The organism is Janthinobacterium sp. 75 (assembly GCF_004365495.1).
Lineage (GTDB): Bacteria > Pseudomonadota > Gammaproteobacteria > Burkholderiales > Burkholderiaceae_D > Janthinobacterium.
The window spans coordinates 3,206,437-3,222,216 of sequence record NZ_SORD01000001.1 but is presented as its reverse complement, the minus strand read 5'-3'; the positions used below and the strand labels follow the sequence as shown (position 1 = coordinate 3,222,216).

Below are 15,780 nucleotides of genomic sequence, written 5' to 3'. Positions count from 1 at the left end.
CGCTCCAGGTGCTGTTCCACCTGTTCCGGATAAACAGCACCTCCTTGAACTCTCCCCGCGCATGCATGGCCGCCTGGTCCTGGAAATGGGGTGAGCGCGGATCGCTGCTCTGGCCCTACGCGGCCAGCGCGCGCCACTTGCCCGAAGCGTAAGGCACGGGCAAACTGGCATGGTCAACTCCGCATCAGGACGCGTCGATCAAGGCCGCAATACGCTGCTCGAGTTCCACGTTTTGCGCCTGCAGCTGCACCACCCGCTGTTTCAGGCTGGCGATCTCGCCGCGCAGGCGCTCCGCTTCGGACGGTGTCTGGGCAGCGTTTTCCGCCCACGGCTCGTTGCCCGTCTCCGGCGTATCTTGCGAGACGTGGACTTTCGGCTCGCGCGGCGTGCGCGTGGCGGCGCGCTGTTCGCGGATTTCCTTGGCGGCCTGGCGTAACAACTTCTTGCCGCCGGCGACGGCCGCCACCTGCTCTTCCGGCGGCAGGGATGCCACGGTGGCGGCCGCATTGATGGAGATCGTACCCGAACGGACCGCTTCCACCAGTTCCGGCGACGCCGCCTTCTGAATCTTTTCGATCTGGCTGATCTGGTTGCTGCTCAGGCGGGCGGCCTTGGCCACCTCTTCGCGCGTGCTCATGGGCGGCTTCGGCGCATTTTCGCCGTCCGGGGCATCCTGGGCGCTGACGGGAGCCGGGCTGCGCGCGGCGACGATTTCCTTCTTGCGCAGGGCCAGCACGCCGCGCTGGAAGTCCGACACGCTGCGCCGCGCCAGGTGGTTGTCGATCATCCACAGCATGACGTCGTCGAGCGAGGTAAAGCTGGCGTTCTGGATGGTCTTGAATTCGATGCCATGCTGGCGGCAGATGGCGTAGCGGTTATGCCCGTCGATCAGCACGTCGTTCCACAGCACCAGCGCGTCGCGGCAGCCTTCGGCCAGCAGGCTGCGCTCGAGCGCCGCGTATTCGCTGGCGGTGAGCGGGTCGATATACGACTGCAGCACCTGATTGATAGTGATATTCATGGTTGTCCTCAATATTGCGGCGCGATGGTCCGCGCCGGCACGAATGCTACACCATCCGCCTCCCCTGGCCGGGTAAAATCATGGCGGCACAGCTCAATCAAAAACACGGACCATGAAAAGAAAGTACGCCACCGCAATCATTTTTACCGTTGCCGCCATCGGCTTCACCTGGGTCAGCCCCTACATCGCCATGTACCGCATCAGCATCGCGGCGAAATCCGTGCGCCTGGAAAACCTGGCGCAGCACGCGGACCTGACCGCCGTGCGCGCCAGCGTGGCGCGCCAGTTGCGGGCGGCCGGCGACACGGCCAGCGAAGACGACTTCAAGGAAATGCTCGACACCATCGTCTCGCCGCCCGGCATCACGGTGCTGATCCTGCACGGCAAACAGGGGGCGGACGGCAAGCGCCACGACTTCGGCATGGCTTACCGCTCGTGGAACGAAGTGGTGTTGCGGCGCAGCGGCGCCGGCCCCGCCGCCAGCCAGTTTTTGCTGCGCCGCCACGGCATCTGGGACTGGAAACTGACGGATATTACCTTGCCGCCAGAATTACTCTGATGAAACTTGATCTAAAACAACACTTACTTAAACCGTCATATTGATTTTGGGAAATATTATGTAGAATGCCAACACTTCAGGCGCACCGGGTCGCCAGGCATCCGAGAGATTGCACGATGAAAAGAATGATGCTTCTCGCTGTAGTGGCACTGGTCGCGCTGGCCGGCGTCTTCTATGGCAGCCCGTATTTCACCATGAACAAGATTCGTGCGGCGACCATGGACGAAGATACCCAGGCCTTGGCTGCGCAGATCGACCTGGAGCTGCTGCGCAGCAGCCTGGGGCAGCAACTGCACACCCTGTTCTCGGCGCCGGAAGTGGCCGACGATATCAGCCCCGACGTCATTGACCCCTTGCTTGATACCATGCTGATGCCTGAAGGCATCGTCGCCTTGATGAAGCTCAATGACCGCTACGAGAAGCCAATCGCCAAGGTCAGCGACATCAGCGGCCGCAAGCGCAATGCCAAGCCCGACTACAAGCTGCGCTACACCTCGTGGGACAGCGTCGTGGTGCAGCGTGCCCACAGCAAAAGCCATATCGGCGAGCTGACCCTGACGCGCGATGGCGTGTGGGGCTGGAAGCTGACGTCGGTGGCACTGCCCAGGAATCTGCTGGCCGACGCGTAAAACGGCCGCGCACTGCTATCATCTGTCCATCCACATTCATTTGGAGGCAGCATGACTGACCTGGTACACCACGCACTGGCCCACGCGGCCAAACCGGCCACCACGCCCTGGGTCGTCACCCTGGTCAGCGGTGAAAAGCTGACAGGCCCCATCACCGCTCTGGCCGACGGCTGCTACGCGATCGGCCTGGGGCAAATCAAGTATTTTTCCAGCGACAAGGTCGCCAGCCTGAATGTCTCGGGCGCGGGCGCTTTTCCTATCTGAGCCATCTGATGCGTTTTCCTACGGACGGTGCGGATCTGGCAGCGCATTTGCAGGCGCTGGAAGCGGCGCTGCAAAGCCGGGCTGTGCGCGCCGATAGCGTCAGCCTGGCGGCACTGCTAGCTGACGAGTTCGTCGAATTCGGCAGTTCCGGCAATGTCTGGACACGGGCGGCGACCCTGGCCGACCTGCCTGCGGAACAATTTATCTCGCGCAGCATCAGCGAGTTTCAGGCGCAGCTGCTGGCCGAGGACATCGCGTTTGTTACCTACCGCTCGCAGCGGCACGCAGCGGGCACCCAGCCCGCCAGCGCCAGCCTGCGCAGTTCGCTATGGAAGCGACGTGATGGCCGCTGGCAAATGGCGTTTCACCAGGGCACGCCCATTCCTGCCTGAGACAGCTCCCGCTCACGCCGCCAGGCGCGTGCCGTCAGGTTGCGCGAGGTCGGGCAAGCACGCCAGCGCCGCTTTCAGGGCGGAAAAACACTGCGCGTCGATGGCTGTGCCCACCGTCTCGGCCATGATCTCGAGCGCTTTGGGTATCGGAATTGGTCCCCGATAAGGCCGGTCGGCCGTGATGGCGTCGAAAATATCGGCCGTGGTGATAATGCGCGTTTCCAGGCTGATGTCGTCGGCCGTCAAGCCCCGCGGATAGCCCTTGCCATCGAGCCGTTCATGGTGCGCAGCTGCCACGACAGCCAGTTCGGCAAACGCATCAATGCGTGACAGAATCGTTTCCGTATAGTGTGCGTGCTGCTGCACTGCCAGCCACTCATCGGCGTCGAGTTTGCCAGCCTTGTCCAGCACACTGTTGCTGACGCCAAGCTTGCCGACGTCATGCAGCAAGGCACCCCGCTTGAGCCAGCGGCGCCGCTCCGGCGTCACACCCAAGGCTTCGGCAATCATGTCCGTGTACAGCGCAACGCGCTCGCTGTGACCGCTCGTGTACGGGCTTTTCGAATCGACTACCTGGCCGAACGCGGCAGCGATGTCGTCGAGATAATCCTCATCCACCGGCACGGAACGGTTCGCCGGTTCCAGCGCCGCCACGGCGGCCGTCAGGTCCTGCGAGCGCAACATGGACCAGAAGGCGCCCGACTGCGCCACCCGCTCGAATGCCTGCACCAGTTGTGGATCAAACCAGGTCGCCGAGCGCTGGCGCACTTCCGCCTGGGCCGCGCGCGCGCCATCGGCCGTATGAAAGACGTCGACCACCTGCGCCAGCAGGGCAATGCGCGAAAACAGGGGAATCGCCTGGCCTGCCAGTTTGTCCGGCTTGCCCTGGCCGTTGTAGTGTTCGTCGAGGCTGTAGATGCCCTGTGCCACGGCTTCCGGAAAGCGCAGCAGGCGCGCGATGTCGGCGCCGCGCTGGCAGCGCGTGGCGATCAGCTCCTGCGCGATGTGCGGGCCGTCGCGCAAGATCGTCATCACGGCGCGGAAGCGCTCGGCCAGGCCGGCCTTCAGGCCCGTGTGCTTGAGGACGAATTTGAGCACTTGCGGCAGGCTGTCGCCCACAGTCTTGAAGCCTTGCTTGAAAGACAGATCATCCGTCAGGTAGAGCTCGCAGATGCGTGCGGCATTGCTGCTGCAGCCCAGGTCCTTGAGCAGCAGGGTGTAATACAGATTCCACAAGTCTTCATCCGCCATGCCCAGTTCGCGTCCCACATGCATGCCGATCCAGCAACAACGGATGCAATGGCCTTCCGGCTGCCCCTCCGTGATGTCCAGGGCCTGGCTGAGGGCGGCGATCAGTTCGGAGAGCCGGATGCCGTCTACGGCCGGTGCACTTGCAGATAAAATTATCATGGTAGCAATATAAGTTTCCAATTTACAATAGATTACATTCTACGCGAAATCCTGCATGTAGATGCCTTGTGGCAACCTCATTGCCCCTGCATGCGCCGCGCGGGTACAACTGGCAGGCAACATGCCATCCCATGATGTGGCAACACAACAACATCGCATGGCAGAAAGAAAGAGGGGAAACTGTCGTATTTTTCGCACTGCGCACTGGCCGCTCACACGCCATGGCGTCGGCATGTTTGCGCTGTCGCAGGGAAAACCTTCGGTGGCCAAGTGGCCGTTTGCGCTGGCAAAAGCCTTGCGGCACCTCACTATGCACCCGCCCGATATTGACGACAAATACGATTTTATTCAGGTATTGAGTCGAAACGAATATAAATAGTTTGGCCTGGAAAATGGCATGAATACCAAAACTTTCCGTGCTAGCATGATTTTTCGTCTAGCGGACTTGCGCCTGCCTGGACCTTACGAACAAACTTGACCGACAGGAGCCGTTTCATGATGACACCGCATGCCAGCACCATACGCCACACCCTGATTGCCCTGGCAATCACTGCCGCCTTTCCCCTGCAGGCGCTGGCGCAAGACAGCGTCCCGGCGCCAGCCGCCGACGCACCTGCCGCTCCGGTGGCACAGGCCGGCCCTGGCCAGCTGGAAACGGTCATCGTGACGGCGCAGCGACGCGCGGAAAACATCAAGGACGTGCCCATGTCCATCGCCACCCTGAAGGGCGACAAGCTCGACACCCTGACGGCCGGCGGCGCCGACATCCGCTTCCTCAACAGCCGTTCGCCCAGCGTCTCGGTCGAATCTGATTACGGCCGCACCTTTCCCCGCTTCTATATTCGCGGCCTGGGCAACACCGATTTCGACCTGAACGCCTCGCAGCCCGTGGGCCTGGTGATGGATGACGTGGTGCAGGAAAACGCCATGCTGAAGGGTTTCCCCGTGTTTGACGTGGATCAGGTCGAGGTGCTGCGCGGCCCGCAAGGCACCCTGTTCGGCCGCAACTCGCCGGCCGGCGTGATCAAGTTCGATTCGGCCAAGCCCGTCTTCAAGACGGAAGGCTACCTGAGCGGCGGATTCGGCAAGGATGGCATGAAGAACCTGGAAGGCGCTTTCAACGTGCCCGTCAGCGACACCGTGGCCCTGCGATTTTCCGGCCAGACGCAGCGCCGCGACGACCGCGTGCACAACCCGCGCCCCACCGGCACGCGCGACTTTGAAGGTTATGAAGACAGCGCCGCCCGCCTGCAAGTGCTGGTCAAGCCCACGCGCGACTTCACTGCCCTGTTCAACGTGCACGCGCGCGACCTCGATGGCACGGCGACGCTGTTCCGCGCCAACATCCTTAAACAGGGCACCAATGACCTGGTCGACAATTTTGATTATGGCTCCTACCCTACCGATGGCATCAACCGCCAGCACCTGAAAACCAAGGGTGGCAGCATGCGCCTGAAATGGGACTTGCCCGGCGTCACCCTGCATTCGATCACCGGCTACGAAAAGCTCGACTTTTACAGCCGCGCCGACGTCGACGGCGGCTATGGCGCCGTGTACGCCCAGCCGATGGGCCCCGGCTTCATTCCTTTCGTCGTGGAAACGGCCGACGTGATTCCCAAGCACAAGCAGATTTCGCAGGAATTCCGCGCCGAATCGAGCACCAAGGGCCCGCTGCAATGGATAGGCGGCCTGTTCTACTTCAAGGAAGATATCCAGATCGACAGCATCAGCTTTGACAGCCTGGCGCCCGGCAATCCGCAAAACAGCGCCTACGCCACGCAAAACCAGAGCTCGAAGTCGTACGCGGCCTTCGGCTCGCTCAACTACACGGTCTCGGACGCCCTGAAACTGCGCGCCGGCCTGCGCTACACGAGCGACAAGAAGGAATTCTCGGCCAAGCGCGTGGAAGCGACCACGGCCGGGCCATTCAACCTGAATGACACCTCGCACAACGTCAGCTGGGACCTCAGCGGCACCTATGTGCTGACACCCGAAACCAACGCCTACGCGCGCATCGCCACCGGCTACCGCGCGCCATCGATGCAGGGCCGCCTGAACGGCCTGGCCGACCGCCCTTCGTTTGCGGGCGCCGAGAAAGCGCTGTCCGTCGAGGCGGGCATCAAGCAGGACCTGTTCGACAAGCGCGCGCGCCTCAGCCTGGCCGTGTTCCAGTACCGGGTCAAGGACAAGCAACTGACAGCCGGCAGCGGCGCCGTCAACATGAACCAGCTGATCAACGCCGACAAGGCCACCGGCCGGGGCGTGGAACTCGATTTCCAGGCTAACCTCAGCGATTCCCTCAGCATGACCCTGGGCGGCAGCTACAACCACACGGAAATCCAGGACAAGAAGCTGTTCGTGCAAAGCTGCGGCAACGCACTGAACAACCCGGCCAGCGGCTGCACCGTCACCGACCCCGTCGGACCATTCAAGGGCACAGCCTATATCGACGGCAACCCGCTGCCACGCGCACCGGAATGGCAAACCAACTTCACCCTGAAGTACAGCATCCCCGTCGCCAATGGCGAGTTCTACGCCTACACGGACTGGGCCTATCGCACCAGCTACAACTTCTTCCTGTATGAAGCGAAGGAATACAAGGCCAAGGAACTGCTCGAAGGCGGCTTGCGCGTCGGCTACAAGTGGGACAAATACGAACTCTCCGCGTATGGCCGCAACATCACCAACCAGATCCAGTCACTGGGCGCCATCGACTTCGACAACCTGACGGGCATCGTCAACGAACCACGCACGTATGGCGTGCAGTTCAAGGCGACGTTTTGATGGCGGGTAGATGAAACCAGGCTGTCCGGTGCGAACCGGACAGCATTTTTCTCCCACCACGGCAGAAACCTGGCTGTGGATGCGAGACCATCGCTCCGGCACAAGATGGCATTACGGGCATCACCTGTGCTAGAATCTCGCCGCGCTGCCCGGATGGTGAAACTGGTAGACACTGGAGACTTAAAATCTCCCGCCTGTAAGGGCGTGCCGGTTCGATTCCGGCTCCGGGCACCAGCGCACATGCCTTTTTCAGCGATAGTGACCACTATTTTTTTGCGATTTATTTTTTCCGCAAAATACAGTCTTTTCCGCAATGAATCACCAGAGCCTACTTTGTGGGCTTCACCAGCTTGCCTCGACGATGGCGAATATACTGTGCCGTCATGGTTGTTGTGGAGTGCCCCAGCAGCTCTTGGGCTGCATTAATCCCATGTTTTTCATCCGTATCCGTACCTGCCTTGGCGCGTAAATCCCTGAATTGAAACTTCCGAATTGCCTTTTCTAGCAACGGATTGGCCGTGGCCGCCAAGTCGCGCGCATTTTCAAAAGCCGTGCGCAACATAAATTTGGTCATGCGCTGCCCATCCTGGTTGTTGATAAGGCTGATCCCCTGGGCTTTGCGCGCCTCGATGCGCTGCATCACCACGGCCAACTCTCCCGAGATTTCAACCCGCAGCTTCTGGCGCGTCTTGTTCTGCCTCAACTCGATGGCGCCATCACGTATATCAGACCGGCTTAGCTTCAGCGTATCGGCTGGCCGCTGCCCCACCAAGTAGGCCAGATCTAGAATATCCTGCAGGCCCGGTGAGGCTGCGGCATACACGGCTGCCAATACCTCATCGTCGATGTAAACATCGCGGCCCTCCTCCTTGTACCCAGCAATGCCGGCGCATGGATTGGCAAGATCGGTCAATCCAGCGCCCCTGGCAAAATTCCAAATATGCGACAACAGCGCCTTGTCCCGGTTTGCAGCAACTTGCCCCTCCCTGCCCGTCATTTCCGGTACCTCCTTGCCTTTCGCGGCGAGCGCAGCATGCTTGACCCGAATAGCCGCTACGATGCCGGCTGTCCGCCATTCCATGTACTGCCGCACCATTGCCGGCCGTATTGACTCCATCGGTTCATTGGGGTCATCGAAAAATGCGCGCAGCTGTGCTAATTCATTCATGTTTTTGCGCTGCGTTTCAGGATGTTTTTTGAGCATCACCTGGCTGATATAGCGATTGGCCACCATGCTGAACGTCGGCCGGGCCGCTGAAGGCACCGTGCTGATAGTCAGCTGCCCCCATTTGCGTATCGCCTCAACGTAATCCTTCCCGAGCGGAATTTCTTTTCTTGGTTTTCCGCCAGCATCGAGGAAATAGTATGTCGCCTTCCCTCGATGCCGCGCTCGCATGCCGATAGGTAGGTTCTTGTTTTTGCTTGGAATTCCACTCATTATTTCTTTCGTAGCCCAGGAGGTACCCAGGCGCCTTTTTCTGATGGTGCCGCCTGCGCGGCCTTACCCTCGATTGCTGTGCGCGTCACCACAGGCCGGCCGATGGCATTGATAAAAAACGGTACACCCATCTGCCGCAGCGCCTGGACTTGCAGGCTTTTAAGCTTTCGCCCAGTCAATTCGAATATTTCACTCTGCTCAAGGAATGTCGCGCTCATAGCGGGATTTTTCCTTTCCTCTTCAGTGAGTAAGTGACTAAGCCAAGCAGCTTAGCCAAGATAAATTCAATGCGCCCGCCTTTGCTGTGCGGCCTGCCTGGCAGCATTACCAGGCAGTCGAGACTGGCAACCTGCGCCACGCTCATGCGTATGTAGCCCAGCCAGCTACCGCAGGTCGGCGCTGAATTCTCGCCCGGGGTGATTGCGAAATAGCCCTCAGTGCGTATCTTATTAACGAGTACCAAGATTGGAGCTGTACACTGAACAACATAAAAATGGAGATCAATTTGAGAATTTTGCAAAACTACCGCGGGTATACGATCCAAGCAAGTGCGCACGAAGGTGTGCCACGAGGAACTTGGTTCGGCGCATTTGAAATTAGAAAAAATGATAATTTCGTACAAGTTGCAGTCATTGACGAAGTTTGTACAAGTGCACATATGGCAGTTGATTTGGCAATGTGCCATGGAATTGAATGTGTGGAAAAGATTCCCGGGCACTAAGTTCACGCCACCCTCGCAATCTCGCGCTCATGCGCGAAGTTAGCGAGAATCAAGGCCTTGGCCATGGGCGGGCAGACTGAATTTCCGCACATGCGCACCTGGGCGCTCTTCGTCAGTTTCAGGCCCTGGGCCGGGTCGTCGCCAATGATGTAATCGTCGGGGAAGCCCTGGGCACGGAACAGTTCGCGCGGCTGCAGCATGCGCAGGCCAATATCCACGATCTGATAGTCTTGGCCGTGGATCGTCACCAGGCCGAACCGGTCTCGGCTGGTAACCGTGGCAAGCGGATCGGCAAGTCCCTGCGACTGGTCGGTACCGTAATAGGCCAGCAGGAACGAGCGCACCTCGGCGTGGTGCTGGCCGCCAGCGCTTACCGTGCCCAGCGGCTCGTCGGTACCGGCTGCCGTGCTGGTGCCGCGCAATTTGACAAGATTGCTGGTGACGATGCCCAATGCATGCGGCGCGCCAGCGGGGTTTTCCTTCGGCCCGGCCGTGATCGTCGGAAGCGGGGTGTTCATGTCGCTGCCGGTGGCACCGGTACGGAATTTGGTGATGTGCGCCGACACCATCGAGAAATGGCCGCCCTTGACCTGGGCGCAGATGGTGCGCAGCGGTTCGTCGGCCGGCATCACGCGCTGATTGCTCGCGTTGGCATGCTCGGTCAAGAAGGCCGTCACCAGGCTGTGGTGGTCGCATGCGGTGACCGTGCCGATAGGGTCGGTTAGGTCGGAGCCGACGACGCCCGTGTAATGCTTGGCCAGGAATGCCGTGGCCACCGCCTGATTGCCCGCAGCGGTGATGGTCGGCACCGGCATGTCGGCACACGCGCCAGGGTGGCCGGTGGTATTGGTCATGACGAATGGCGCAAGCTCAGCCTCTACCAGGGCATGCTTCGCGGCCGCGCCCACCACCGTGCCCAGCGGCTTTTCGATATCCAGCGCGCGCGGCGCTTGGCCCTCGCGTTCCCCATATCCCACCTGCACCAGCGTGGCCACGCCCAGCGCCTTCTCGCCGCGATGCGCGCCAGTGATGGTGCGGAACGGCTCGCCGATGGATTCGGTGCGATCACCGCCCTGGTGCGTTACCGGGACGATCGTCGGCAGCACCACAGCACGGTGGTTCTCAGTCGTCAGCGTGCCGAACGGCTGGTTGGCCGACACCGGCTTGCCGCCGTAGATTGGGCCGCCCTGGCCGACGATGAACGGATCGGCCGCGTCGACCACGTAGCGCATGATGCCCTTGGCGATGCGGCGCAGCGTGGCCGGCGCCAGCGGCTTGTCGCGCTCAAAGATCGATGGACACGGCAGGCTGAAGTCGATGCATTCAGCGGCCGTGCGGTACGGCAGCAGCTTGCCCGCGCGCACGCCGATGCTGTCCGGAGCGCCATGAGTTGGCTCAGGCCACTTGATGGCGATGCCGTCGCGACGCGCCACCAGGAAGAAGCGCTTGCGGATGGTCGGCGTGTCGTGGTCGCAGCCGCGCATTTCGCGATAGTCGACGGTGTAGCCGTGCGCGCGCAGCTGGCGGATGAACGAATCGAAGGTCTTACCCTTCTTCGCCGGGTCCGGCTTGGCGCTGCCATCGGCCTCAACAAGCAGTGGACCCCATGTCTTAAATTCCTCGACGTTTTCCAGCATGATGACGCGCGGCTTGCACTTGGCGGCCCAGCGCAGCGTCACCCAGGCCAGGCCACGGATGCGCTTTTCGACGGGCTTGCCGCCCTTGGCCTTTGAAAAATGCTTGCAATCGGGGCTGAGCCAGACTAGGCCCACCGGGCGATTGTTCGTGACCTTGATCGGGTCGACGTCCCACACGCTCTCGCACAGGTGCGTGGTGTGCGGATGGTTCGCCGCGTGCATGGCCAGCGCTTCGGGGTCGTGGTTGATGGCGATATCGACCGGGCGGCCGAATGCCTGCTCCAGGCCGGTACTGGTCCCGCCGCCGCCGGCGAAGTTGTCGATGATCAGCTCATTGCCCAGGTCGAGCGACATGGTGAAATTGTCTCGCTTCATGCGGTTACGCCTTTCTGCAGCATGTATACGGTTTTAAAACCAAGGTAATTGGGTGTGCCGGGGTGGTCTGACCCAAAGTAAATGTTTTTCGGCACAGTCCTCCCTGCGCGGCTGATGTGGAAGAGCACATGCCCAAAACAGCAGCCGATCTTGTATTTTTCAATCACTTTCTTGAAGTCTCGGAAGTCCAGCCATTCATCCGGCCGTGCTGCGAAAACTGCCAGCACAGCAACTTCGACTGGCCTTGAGAAAGCCAGCTCCCAAGTGATCTCCCGACTGTCGCGCCTTGGCACTTCAAATAGAGCAAGCTGTGTCATGAAGATTTCCGATAAGTTTGAGTAAACGCCTGGTTGACGCAATGCCCGCGCCGCAGCACAGCGCGCGCCAGCGCCGCCCGGTCAGCATGGCTACTGCCAGCCTGGCGCAGCAAGCCGAAATAGCTATTTGCTGCGGCAAACACTTCATCCGCAGCAATGCCTGCGACGCGGCTTGTCGCCTCGCGTACGGTGCGCCGCCGCGTGCGGCTGTGCCATGGCTTGATGACCTGGCCGACGAAGTCCACGCCGCGGGCAATGGGCTGCAGGATGGTTTTGCTGGGATTGAGGTTGGCGTGCAGCACGCGTGGCAGGAACTCGTTGATGTTGGCCAGCGCCGCGCCCAGCCACTGCGGCGATTCGTGCAGCAGCAGGAAGTCATCGACGTAGCGGATGTAATAGCGCGCGCCAATGCGGTGCTTGCAGTGCTGGTCCAGTGCATCGAGGTAAATGTTGGCGAAGAACTGGCTTGACAAGTTACCGATCGGCAGGCCCAGGTGCGCGGGCTGATTGACCAGGCGCTTGTGCGCTGGCACGCGCGCCAGCATATCGGCCTCGCCGCGCAGCTGATAATCCTCGCGCGGGTCGTGAAAGAGGATCGTTTCGGCTAGGCGCAGCCACCATGGCTCGGTAACGCGCGCGGCGATCTGCCCGCGCAGCACCACCTTGTCGATGGCCACGAAGAAGTTGGCCAGGTCGCATTTCAGGTAAAAGCGGGCTGGGCCCAGTTCTGCGTCACGCTGCGGATCTTTGCCTCGAGGCGCTTGGCGGCGTACATGGTGCCGCGCCCAGGGATGCAGGCGCAGGTGTCCTTGATGAACGAGGCATAGAAGCGTGGCGAAATTTTGTTGTACAGCAGGTGGTGCACGACACGGTCGCGGAAGTCGGCCGCCCACACCTCGCGCGCTTTCGGGCGGGTGACGACAAAGCAGATCGACTGGCCAGGCTTATACGAACCATCCTGCAGCTCGTCGCGCAGCTCGATCAGGTTGCGCTCCAGGTGCTGCTCAAACACCAGGGCGCTGGGGGTATTGCGTTTGCTGCGGCGGCAGTCAAAGTAAGCGACGGCCAGCTGCTCGAGCGTGAAGTCCGCATCGGGATGATCTGCGGACGGCGCGGGCGCGGCCTTCGTACGACTTGTGGTTGTTGTTCTGGTTGCCATTGTTGAAATTCTGATTCCACGCGTTAGAAGAGGAAGGGCCGTACTGCGTCAATTCGTGCTATCAACGTCGCCCCACCGAAGGCTGTGCCGATCAGCGGAGAAACTGCGCCAGGCCTGTCCGGACACCGCCGGCTGGTTACTGTGGTGCGCATAGCGGTGGCCTTGTGAGCCAGCGGCACGACCAGATTAAAAAGATCGCACGGTCCCTACGGCCTTGGCCGAGGGGATACAGGCGACGATGCGGAGTACTTGCGCCAGCCGCCGGCCTGCTTACCGACCATGCTGGTTAATGCGATGGCCCGCGCGTACTGGGCGACGGAGATAAAGCGCATGTCCTTGGAAAGCCGGAACAGCAGCTCAATCACCTGCGTGCGCTCGATCAGCTTGTCGAGGTACGGCGTTTTGTCGCCCGCGCAGTTCGCGCGGAAGATAAGCACCGTCAAACGCACGCACTCGTCGCGGATTTCCTTGCCAATCGATGCCTTGAAGTCACGGGGCATGTTCTTGGTCAGGTCGGTAGCCACGACCAGAAGATCGTATGCAACCTTGGAAATCGGTAGGTCGGTATGGTTGGCCATGTTGAAATGGTTAAAGTGTTAAATTTCTAATCTGCGGACGGCGCGGGCGCGGCCTTCGTACGACTTGTGGCCGTCGTACTGGCTGCCATAGTCGAAATACTGAGTCCACGCGTGAGAAGAGGAAGGGCCGTACTGCGTGCTGGACCAGTGCCAGACGGCGTCCAGCGCCTGGTTGCCACCTTCCCGGAATTCGTCCACGCTTGTCTGCGCTGGCAGTTCTTCGGTGTAGTGGCGCCCCATTGGCACGCTGCTGGGGTTTTCGCCATCACGGAACGATGCGTAATTTTCCTGTGCTGTAGGCTTGAGGTTGCGGTAGATCAGCTCCAACTCGTCGCGCGCTGGAACGTACCAGTCGTCGAAACCTTCGATGACGCTAGCGCGAACTGCCTTGGCCAGATCACTACCAGCCGCCGCCATGGCATTGGTGTTTGCCAGGCCGTCGGCGTAGTCCTCGGCGCCCGGCACGCTTTCTTTCGATGCGTGCCAGCGGCCCTTGAATTCGCCGAACAGCTTCGGCGACACGATCAGTGCATAAGTCTTGCCACCGACTTGGTTCACGCCGGCGAAGAAGCCGCCGCCGAATGCGGCACCGATGGCAACCGGCAAGGTGTTGGTATTCAGGTTCATATCGTTTTCCATTTGAGGTGATTCACGCACCAATGCTGGTGCAAAACGCGGCCACTTCGGCCACGGCTATGTCAAATTTATTCACAGGAATGTAGGGCAGTCGGCCGTCGATACCGCCCATCGCGGATCGAAGTCGCACTGCCTCGCAGTCCTTCAGGCCAATCCTGCCCATCCGCTCATAACGATCACAGATATGGCACATGGTTTCGGTTGCGAGATCGATGGCCCAGCCCTTCATCCCGCTGTTGCAAAGCGCCGCCAGCATCTTCGACAGTGCATTAAAGGCATCCGTCGACGGCGCGCCGATCAGCGTTTCAACCGCCAGCCGCAATTCCAGCGCCAGTCGGCGGTGGGTTTCGGTGACCATCGGCACATTGCCAGTGGGAAGTGGACGGCGCATAGTTAAGCCCGGACGCTGGCGGCCTGCAGGTGCTCGACGGGCACCTGCCATGGCATGCCGTCGAGCGTGCCAGCCACGCGGACCATGGCGATACGCTGACCATTGCCAACATCAGGCTTGATGCATTCGACCACGCCGGCCTGCGGGCCATCGTCACTATCGAAGGCCACGCGGCTGCCGCAGGCAATCACTTTCGAGCTGGTGGCGGACATCATGGCTTGCCCATCAGCACAGTGAAGCCGCCGGCGCGGGCCTGTTCGACGTACTCGCGGAATGCCTCTTCGATAGCATTCTCAGGGCGGTCCAGTTCGTACCAGAACTTCACCTTGCCCGAGCCCAGGCGGTATTTCAGGCGTGCCTTGATGCGGTAGCCGTCGGCCCCCTTGAACAAGCGCGCGCCAATGGCGAACTCACGAGGGATCTCGATGGCGCCGCCCTGCGCGCGCGCATCGATGGTTTCGGAATAAGCCAACTGGGTCTGGCCATTGTCCAGGCGCTTGTGCGAGCTGAAATTGACTTCCGTCTTCGCCTGCAGGGTCAGCGCTACCGCCAGGAGCGTGTCGCCGGTCGGCAGACCTTCGCCTGGCACCACGTCGGCGATATTGTCTTCGAGGAAAATAGCAAATTCCTCCTGTTCCTTGAGCTTCTTGTCGTTGGCGATCCAGATTGCCGCCTCGCGGCTCAGTTCCGCCTTGTAGGTCGCGCGGAAGTCGCGCCAGCCGGCCTGCTCGTGATCAGCAAGGTGATGGTGGTCATTGAGCACTGCCGTCAACGTGCGTGCATCCAGATCCGCATAGATGTAGCAGTCGCTGGTCGCGCCCTGTTTGCCGACAAACGTCAGGAAACTGTCGAGGTCGCCCAGGTGTACCGTGCCCGTCTTGCGGCTCGGCGCTGGCTGGGCTTTTTCGATGGCGGCCGTGATATCTTTCAGGTCGAAGCCTTCCGGCACCAGCATGTAGCTGGCGTTGCCAACTTCCTTGACCGCGCTGGCGGTGGCCGTCAGTGCGCCCAGCTTGGCAATCATCGACGAATCGACGTGCAGGTGATCGCCAGATGGGAAGTGACTCAGGGCGCCTACGTCGGCCGGGGTGGTGGTGTCGTTCATTTCGTTGCTTCCTTAAAGGTGGATGGGGCAGGAGCTGGAGCTTCGCGCAGTTCCAGGCTTCCTTGTTTCGGATGATTGCGCGAGAGATCGTTATCTTCGGTCAGCCAGAAAAAGTCCTCGCCGCGCTCAGGCTTGGGCAGATCCAGCTTGATTTCGTCGGAGATCGTGACCTTGTCGACGTCCTGGCCGCGGCCGGCGGGCTTGATCTTGATTTTCAGGTTGACGGCGCCGCCCTTGCCTGTCTCCTTGACCTTGGCCAGCAGCTCGCCGAGCATGCTGGACAATTCCGAGTGAGCGCGGCCGTCGCGCAGATCCTGCAAAAACACGGCGAATGCTTTCGATGCCATGGAGAGATTCCTTCTTG

Annotated in this window: 20 protein-coding genes and 1 tRNA gene; 7 read left to right on the top strand and 14 right to left on the bottom strand. The window is 60.8% G+C overall.

The genetic code is table 11. The features are described 5' to 3' along the window. Window positions 1-184: 184 nt before the first annotated feature. Window positions 185-1,021 carry a hypothetical protein gene (locus tag C8C89_RS14790; RefSeq protein WP_133990650.1) on the bottom strand — a complete coding sequence of 279 codons (837 nt, stop codon included), beginning with the start codon at window positions 1,019-1,021 and terminating at the stop codon, window positions 185-187. Window positions 1,022-1,133: 112 nt separating this feature from the next. On the opposite strand from C8C89_RS14790, the gene C8C89_RS14785 reads away from it, so the two are divergent. From C8C89_RS14785 to C8C89_RS14770, 4 genes are all read left to right on the top strand, one after another. Further along, a complete protein-coding gene (locus tag C8C89_RS14785; RefSeq protein WP_133990648.1) occupies window positions 1,134-1,580 on the top strand; it encodes a DUF2939 domain-containing protein in 447 nt (148 codons plus the stop codon). Window positions 1,581-1,705: 125 nt separating this feature from the next. Continuing rightward, a complete protein-coding gene (locus C8C89_RS14780) occupies window positions 1,706-2,209 on the top strand; it encodes a DUF2939 domain-containing protein (protein ID WP_166674750.1) in 504 nt (167 codons plus the stop codon). A 51-nt stretch (window positions 2,210-2,260) separates the two neighbouring features. Further along, window positions 2,261-2,473 (top strand): hypothetical protein, encoded by a 213-nt coding sequence (locus tag C8C89_RS14775; RefSeq protein ID WP_092709745.1) that lies wholly within the window; start codon window positions 2,261-2,263, stop codon window positions 2,471-2,473. A gap of 8 nt (window positions 2,474-2,481) precedes the next feature. Further along, a complete protein-coding gene (locus C8C89_RS14770; RefSeq protein ID WP_101481788.1) occupies window positions 2,482-2,865 on the top strand; it encodes a nuclear transport factor 2 family protein in 384 nt (127 codons plus the stop codon). 12 nt (window positions 2,866-2,877) lie between these two features. Here the strand turns inward: C8C89_RS14770 and C8C89_RS14765 are convergent, their stop codons facing one another. Continuing rightward, a complete protein-coding gene (locus tag C8C89_RS14765; RefSeq protein ID WP_133990644.1) occupies window positions 2,878-4,275 on the bottom strand; it encodes an HD domain-containing protein in 1,398 nt (465 codons plus the stop codon). A gap of 121 nt (window positions 4,276-4,396) precedes the next feature. Between C8C89_RS14765 and C8C89_RS14760 the strand changes: the two genes are divergently transcribed. The 3 genes from C8C89_RS14760 (at window position 4,397) to C8C89_RS14750 (ending at window position 7,293) form a co-directional block, all read left to right on the top strand. Continuing rightward, window positions 4,397-4,654, top strand: a complete 258-nt coding sequence (locus C8C89_RS14760) for a hypothetical protein (RefSeq protein WP_133990642.1) — start codon at window positions 4,397-4,399, stop codon at window positions 4,652-4,654. Between the two features lie 116 nt (window positions 4,655-4,770). Further along, on the top strand, window positions 4,771-7,059 hold the full coding sequence (locus tag C8C89_RS14755; protein WP_347876594.1) for a TonB-dependent receptor: 2,289 nt from the start codon (window positions 4,771-4,773) through the stop codon (window positions 7,057-7,059). Between the two features lie 147 nt (window positions 7,060-7,206). Next, a tRNA-Leu gene (locus tag C8C89_RS14750) sits at window positions 7,207-7,293 on the top strand. Between the two features lie 94 nt (window positions 7,294-7,387). Here the strand turns inward: C8C89_RS14750 and C8C89_RS14745 are convergent. From C8C89_RS14745 to C8C89_RS14690, 12 genes are all read right to left on the bottom strand, one after another. Further along, window positions 7,388-8,497: a tyrosine-type recombinase/integrase gene (locus C8C89_RS14745; protein WP_133990640.1), complete on the bottom strand. Its 1,110-nt coding sequence runs from the start codon at window positions 8,495-8,497 to the stop codon at window positions 7,388-7,390. Further along, on the bottom strand, window positions 8,497-8,715 hold the full coding sequence (locus tag C8C89_RS14740; protein WP_133990638.1) for a DUF4224 domain-containing protein: 219 nt from the start codon (window positions 8,713-8,715) through the stop codon (window positions 8,497-8,499). The genes C8C89_RS14745 and C8C89_RS14740 overlap by 1 nt, the downstream gene beginning before the upstream one ends. Before the next feature lie 505 nt (window positions 8,716-9,220). Beyond that, complete coding sequence (locus C8C89_RS14730) at window positions 9,221-11,230, bottom strand: DNA cytosine methyltransferase (RefSeq protein ID WP_133990634.1); 2,010 nt, start codon at window positions 11,228-11,230, stop codon at window positions 9,221-9,223. Further along, on the bottom strand, window positions 11,227-11,547 hold the full coding sequence (locus C8C89_RS14725; protein WP_133990632.1) for a hypothetical protein: 321 nt from the start codon (window positions 11,545-11,547) through the stop codon (window positions 11,227-11,229). The genes C8C89_RS14730 and C8C89_RS14725 overlap by 4 nt, the downstream gene beginning before the upstream one ends. Further along, window positions 11,544-12,224 carry an RNA-directed DNA polymerase gene (locus C8C89_RS14720; RefSeq protein WP_347876593.1) on the bottom strand — a complete coding sequence of 227 codons (681 nt, stop codon included), beginning with the start codon at window positions 12,222-12,224 and terminating at the stop codon, window positions 11,544-11,546. Before C8C89_RS14720 ends, C8C89_RS14725 begins: the two co-directional genes overlap by 4 nt. Window positions 12,225-12,247: 23 nt before the next feature. After that, window positions 12,248-12,706 carry a hypothetical protein gene (locus tag C8C89_RS27580; protein WP_347876592.1) on the bottom strand — a complete coding sequence of 153 codons (459 nt, stop codon included), beginning with the start codon at window positions 12,704-12,706 and terminating at the stop codon, window positions 12,248-12,250. 206 nt (window positions 12,707-12,912) lie between these two features. Continuing rightward, window positions 12,913-13,284, bottom strand: coding sequence for a four helix bundle protein (locus tag C8C89_RS14715; protein ID WP_133990630.1), 372 nt, complete (start codon window positions 13,282-13,284; stop codon window positions 12,913-12,915). Window positions 13,285-13,302: 18 nt separating this feature from the next. Next, a complete protein-coding gene (locus tag C8C89_RS14710; RefSeq protein ID WP_133990628.1) occupies window positions 13,303-13,911 on the bottom strand; it encodes a DUF1566 domain-containing protein in 609 nt (202 codons plus the stop codon). Window positions 13,912-13,933: 22 nt separating this feature from the next. Then, entirely contained in the window at window positions 13,934-14,278 is a 345-nt protein-coding gene (locus tag C8C89_RS14705; RefSeq protein WP_133990626.1) for a hypothetical protein, read from the bottom strand. A 35-nt stretch (window positions 14,279-14,313) separates the two neighbouring features. Next, entirely contained in the window at window positions 14,314-14,526 is a 213-nt protein-coding gene (locus C8C89_RS14700) for a hypothetical protein (RefSeq protein WP_133990624.1), read from the bottom strand. Further along, window positions 14,523-15,416, bottom strand: coding sequence for a DUF2303 family protein (locus tag C8C89_RS14695; RefSeq protein WP_133990622.1), 894 nt, complete (start codon window positions 15,414-15,416; stop codon window positions 14,523-14,525). Before C8C89_RS14695 ends, C8C89_RS14700 begins: the two co-directional genes overlap by 4 nt. Continuing rightward, window positions 15,413-15,763 carry a hypothetical protein gene (locus C8C89_RS14690; protein ID WP_133990620.1) on the bottom strand — a complete coding sequence of 117 codons (351 nt, stop codon included), beginning with the start codon at window positions 15,761-15,763 and terminating at the stop codon, window positions 15,413-15,415. The genes C8C89_RS14695 and C8C89_RS14690 overlap by 4 nt, the downstream gene beginning before the upstream one ends. Window positions 15,764-15,780: the final 17 nt, after the last annotated feature.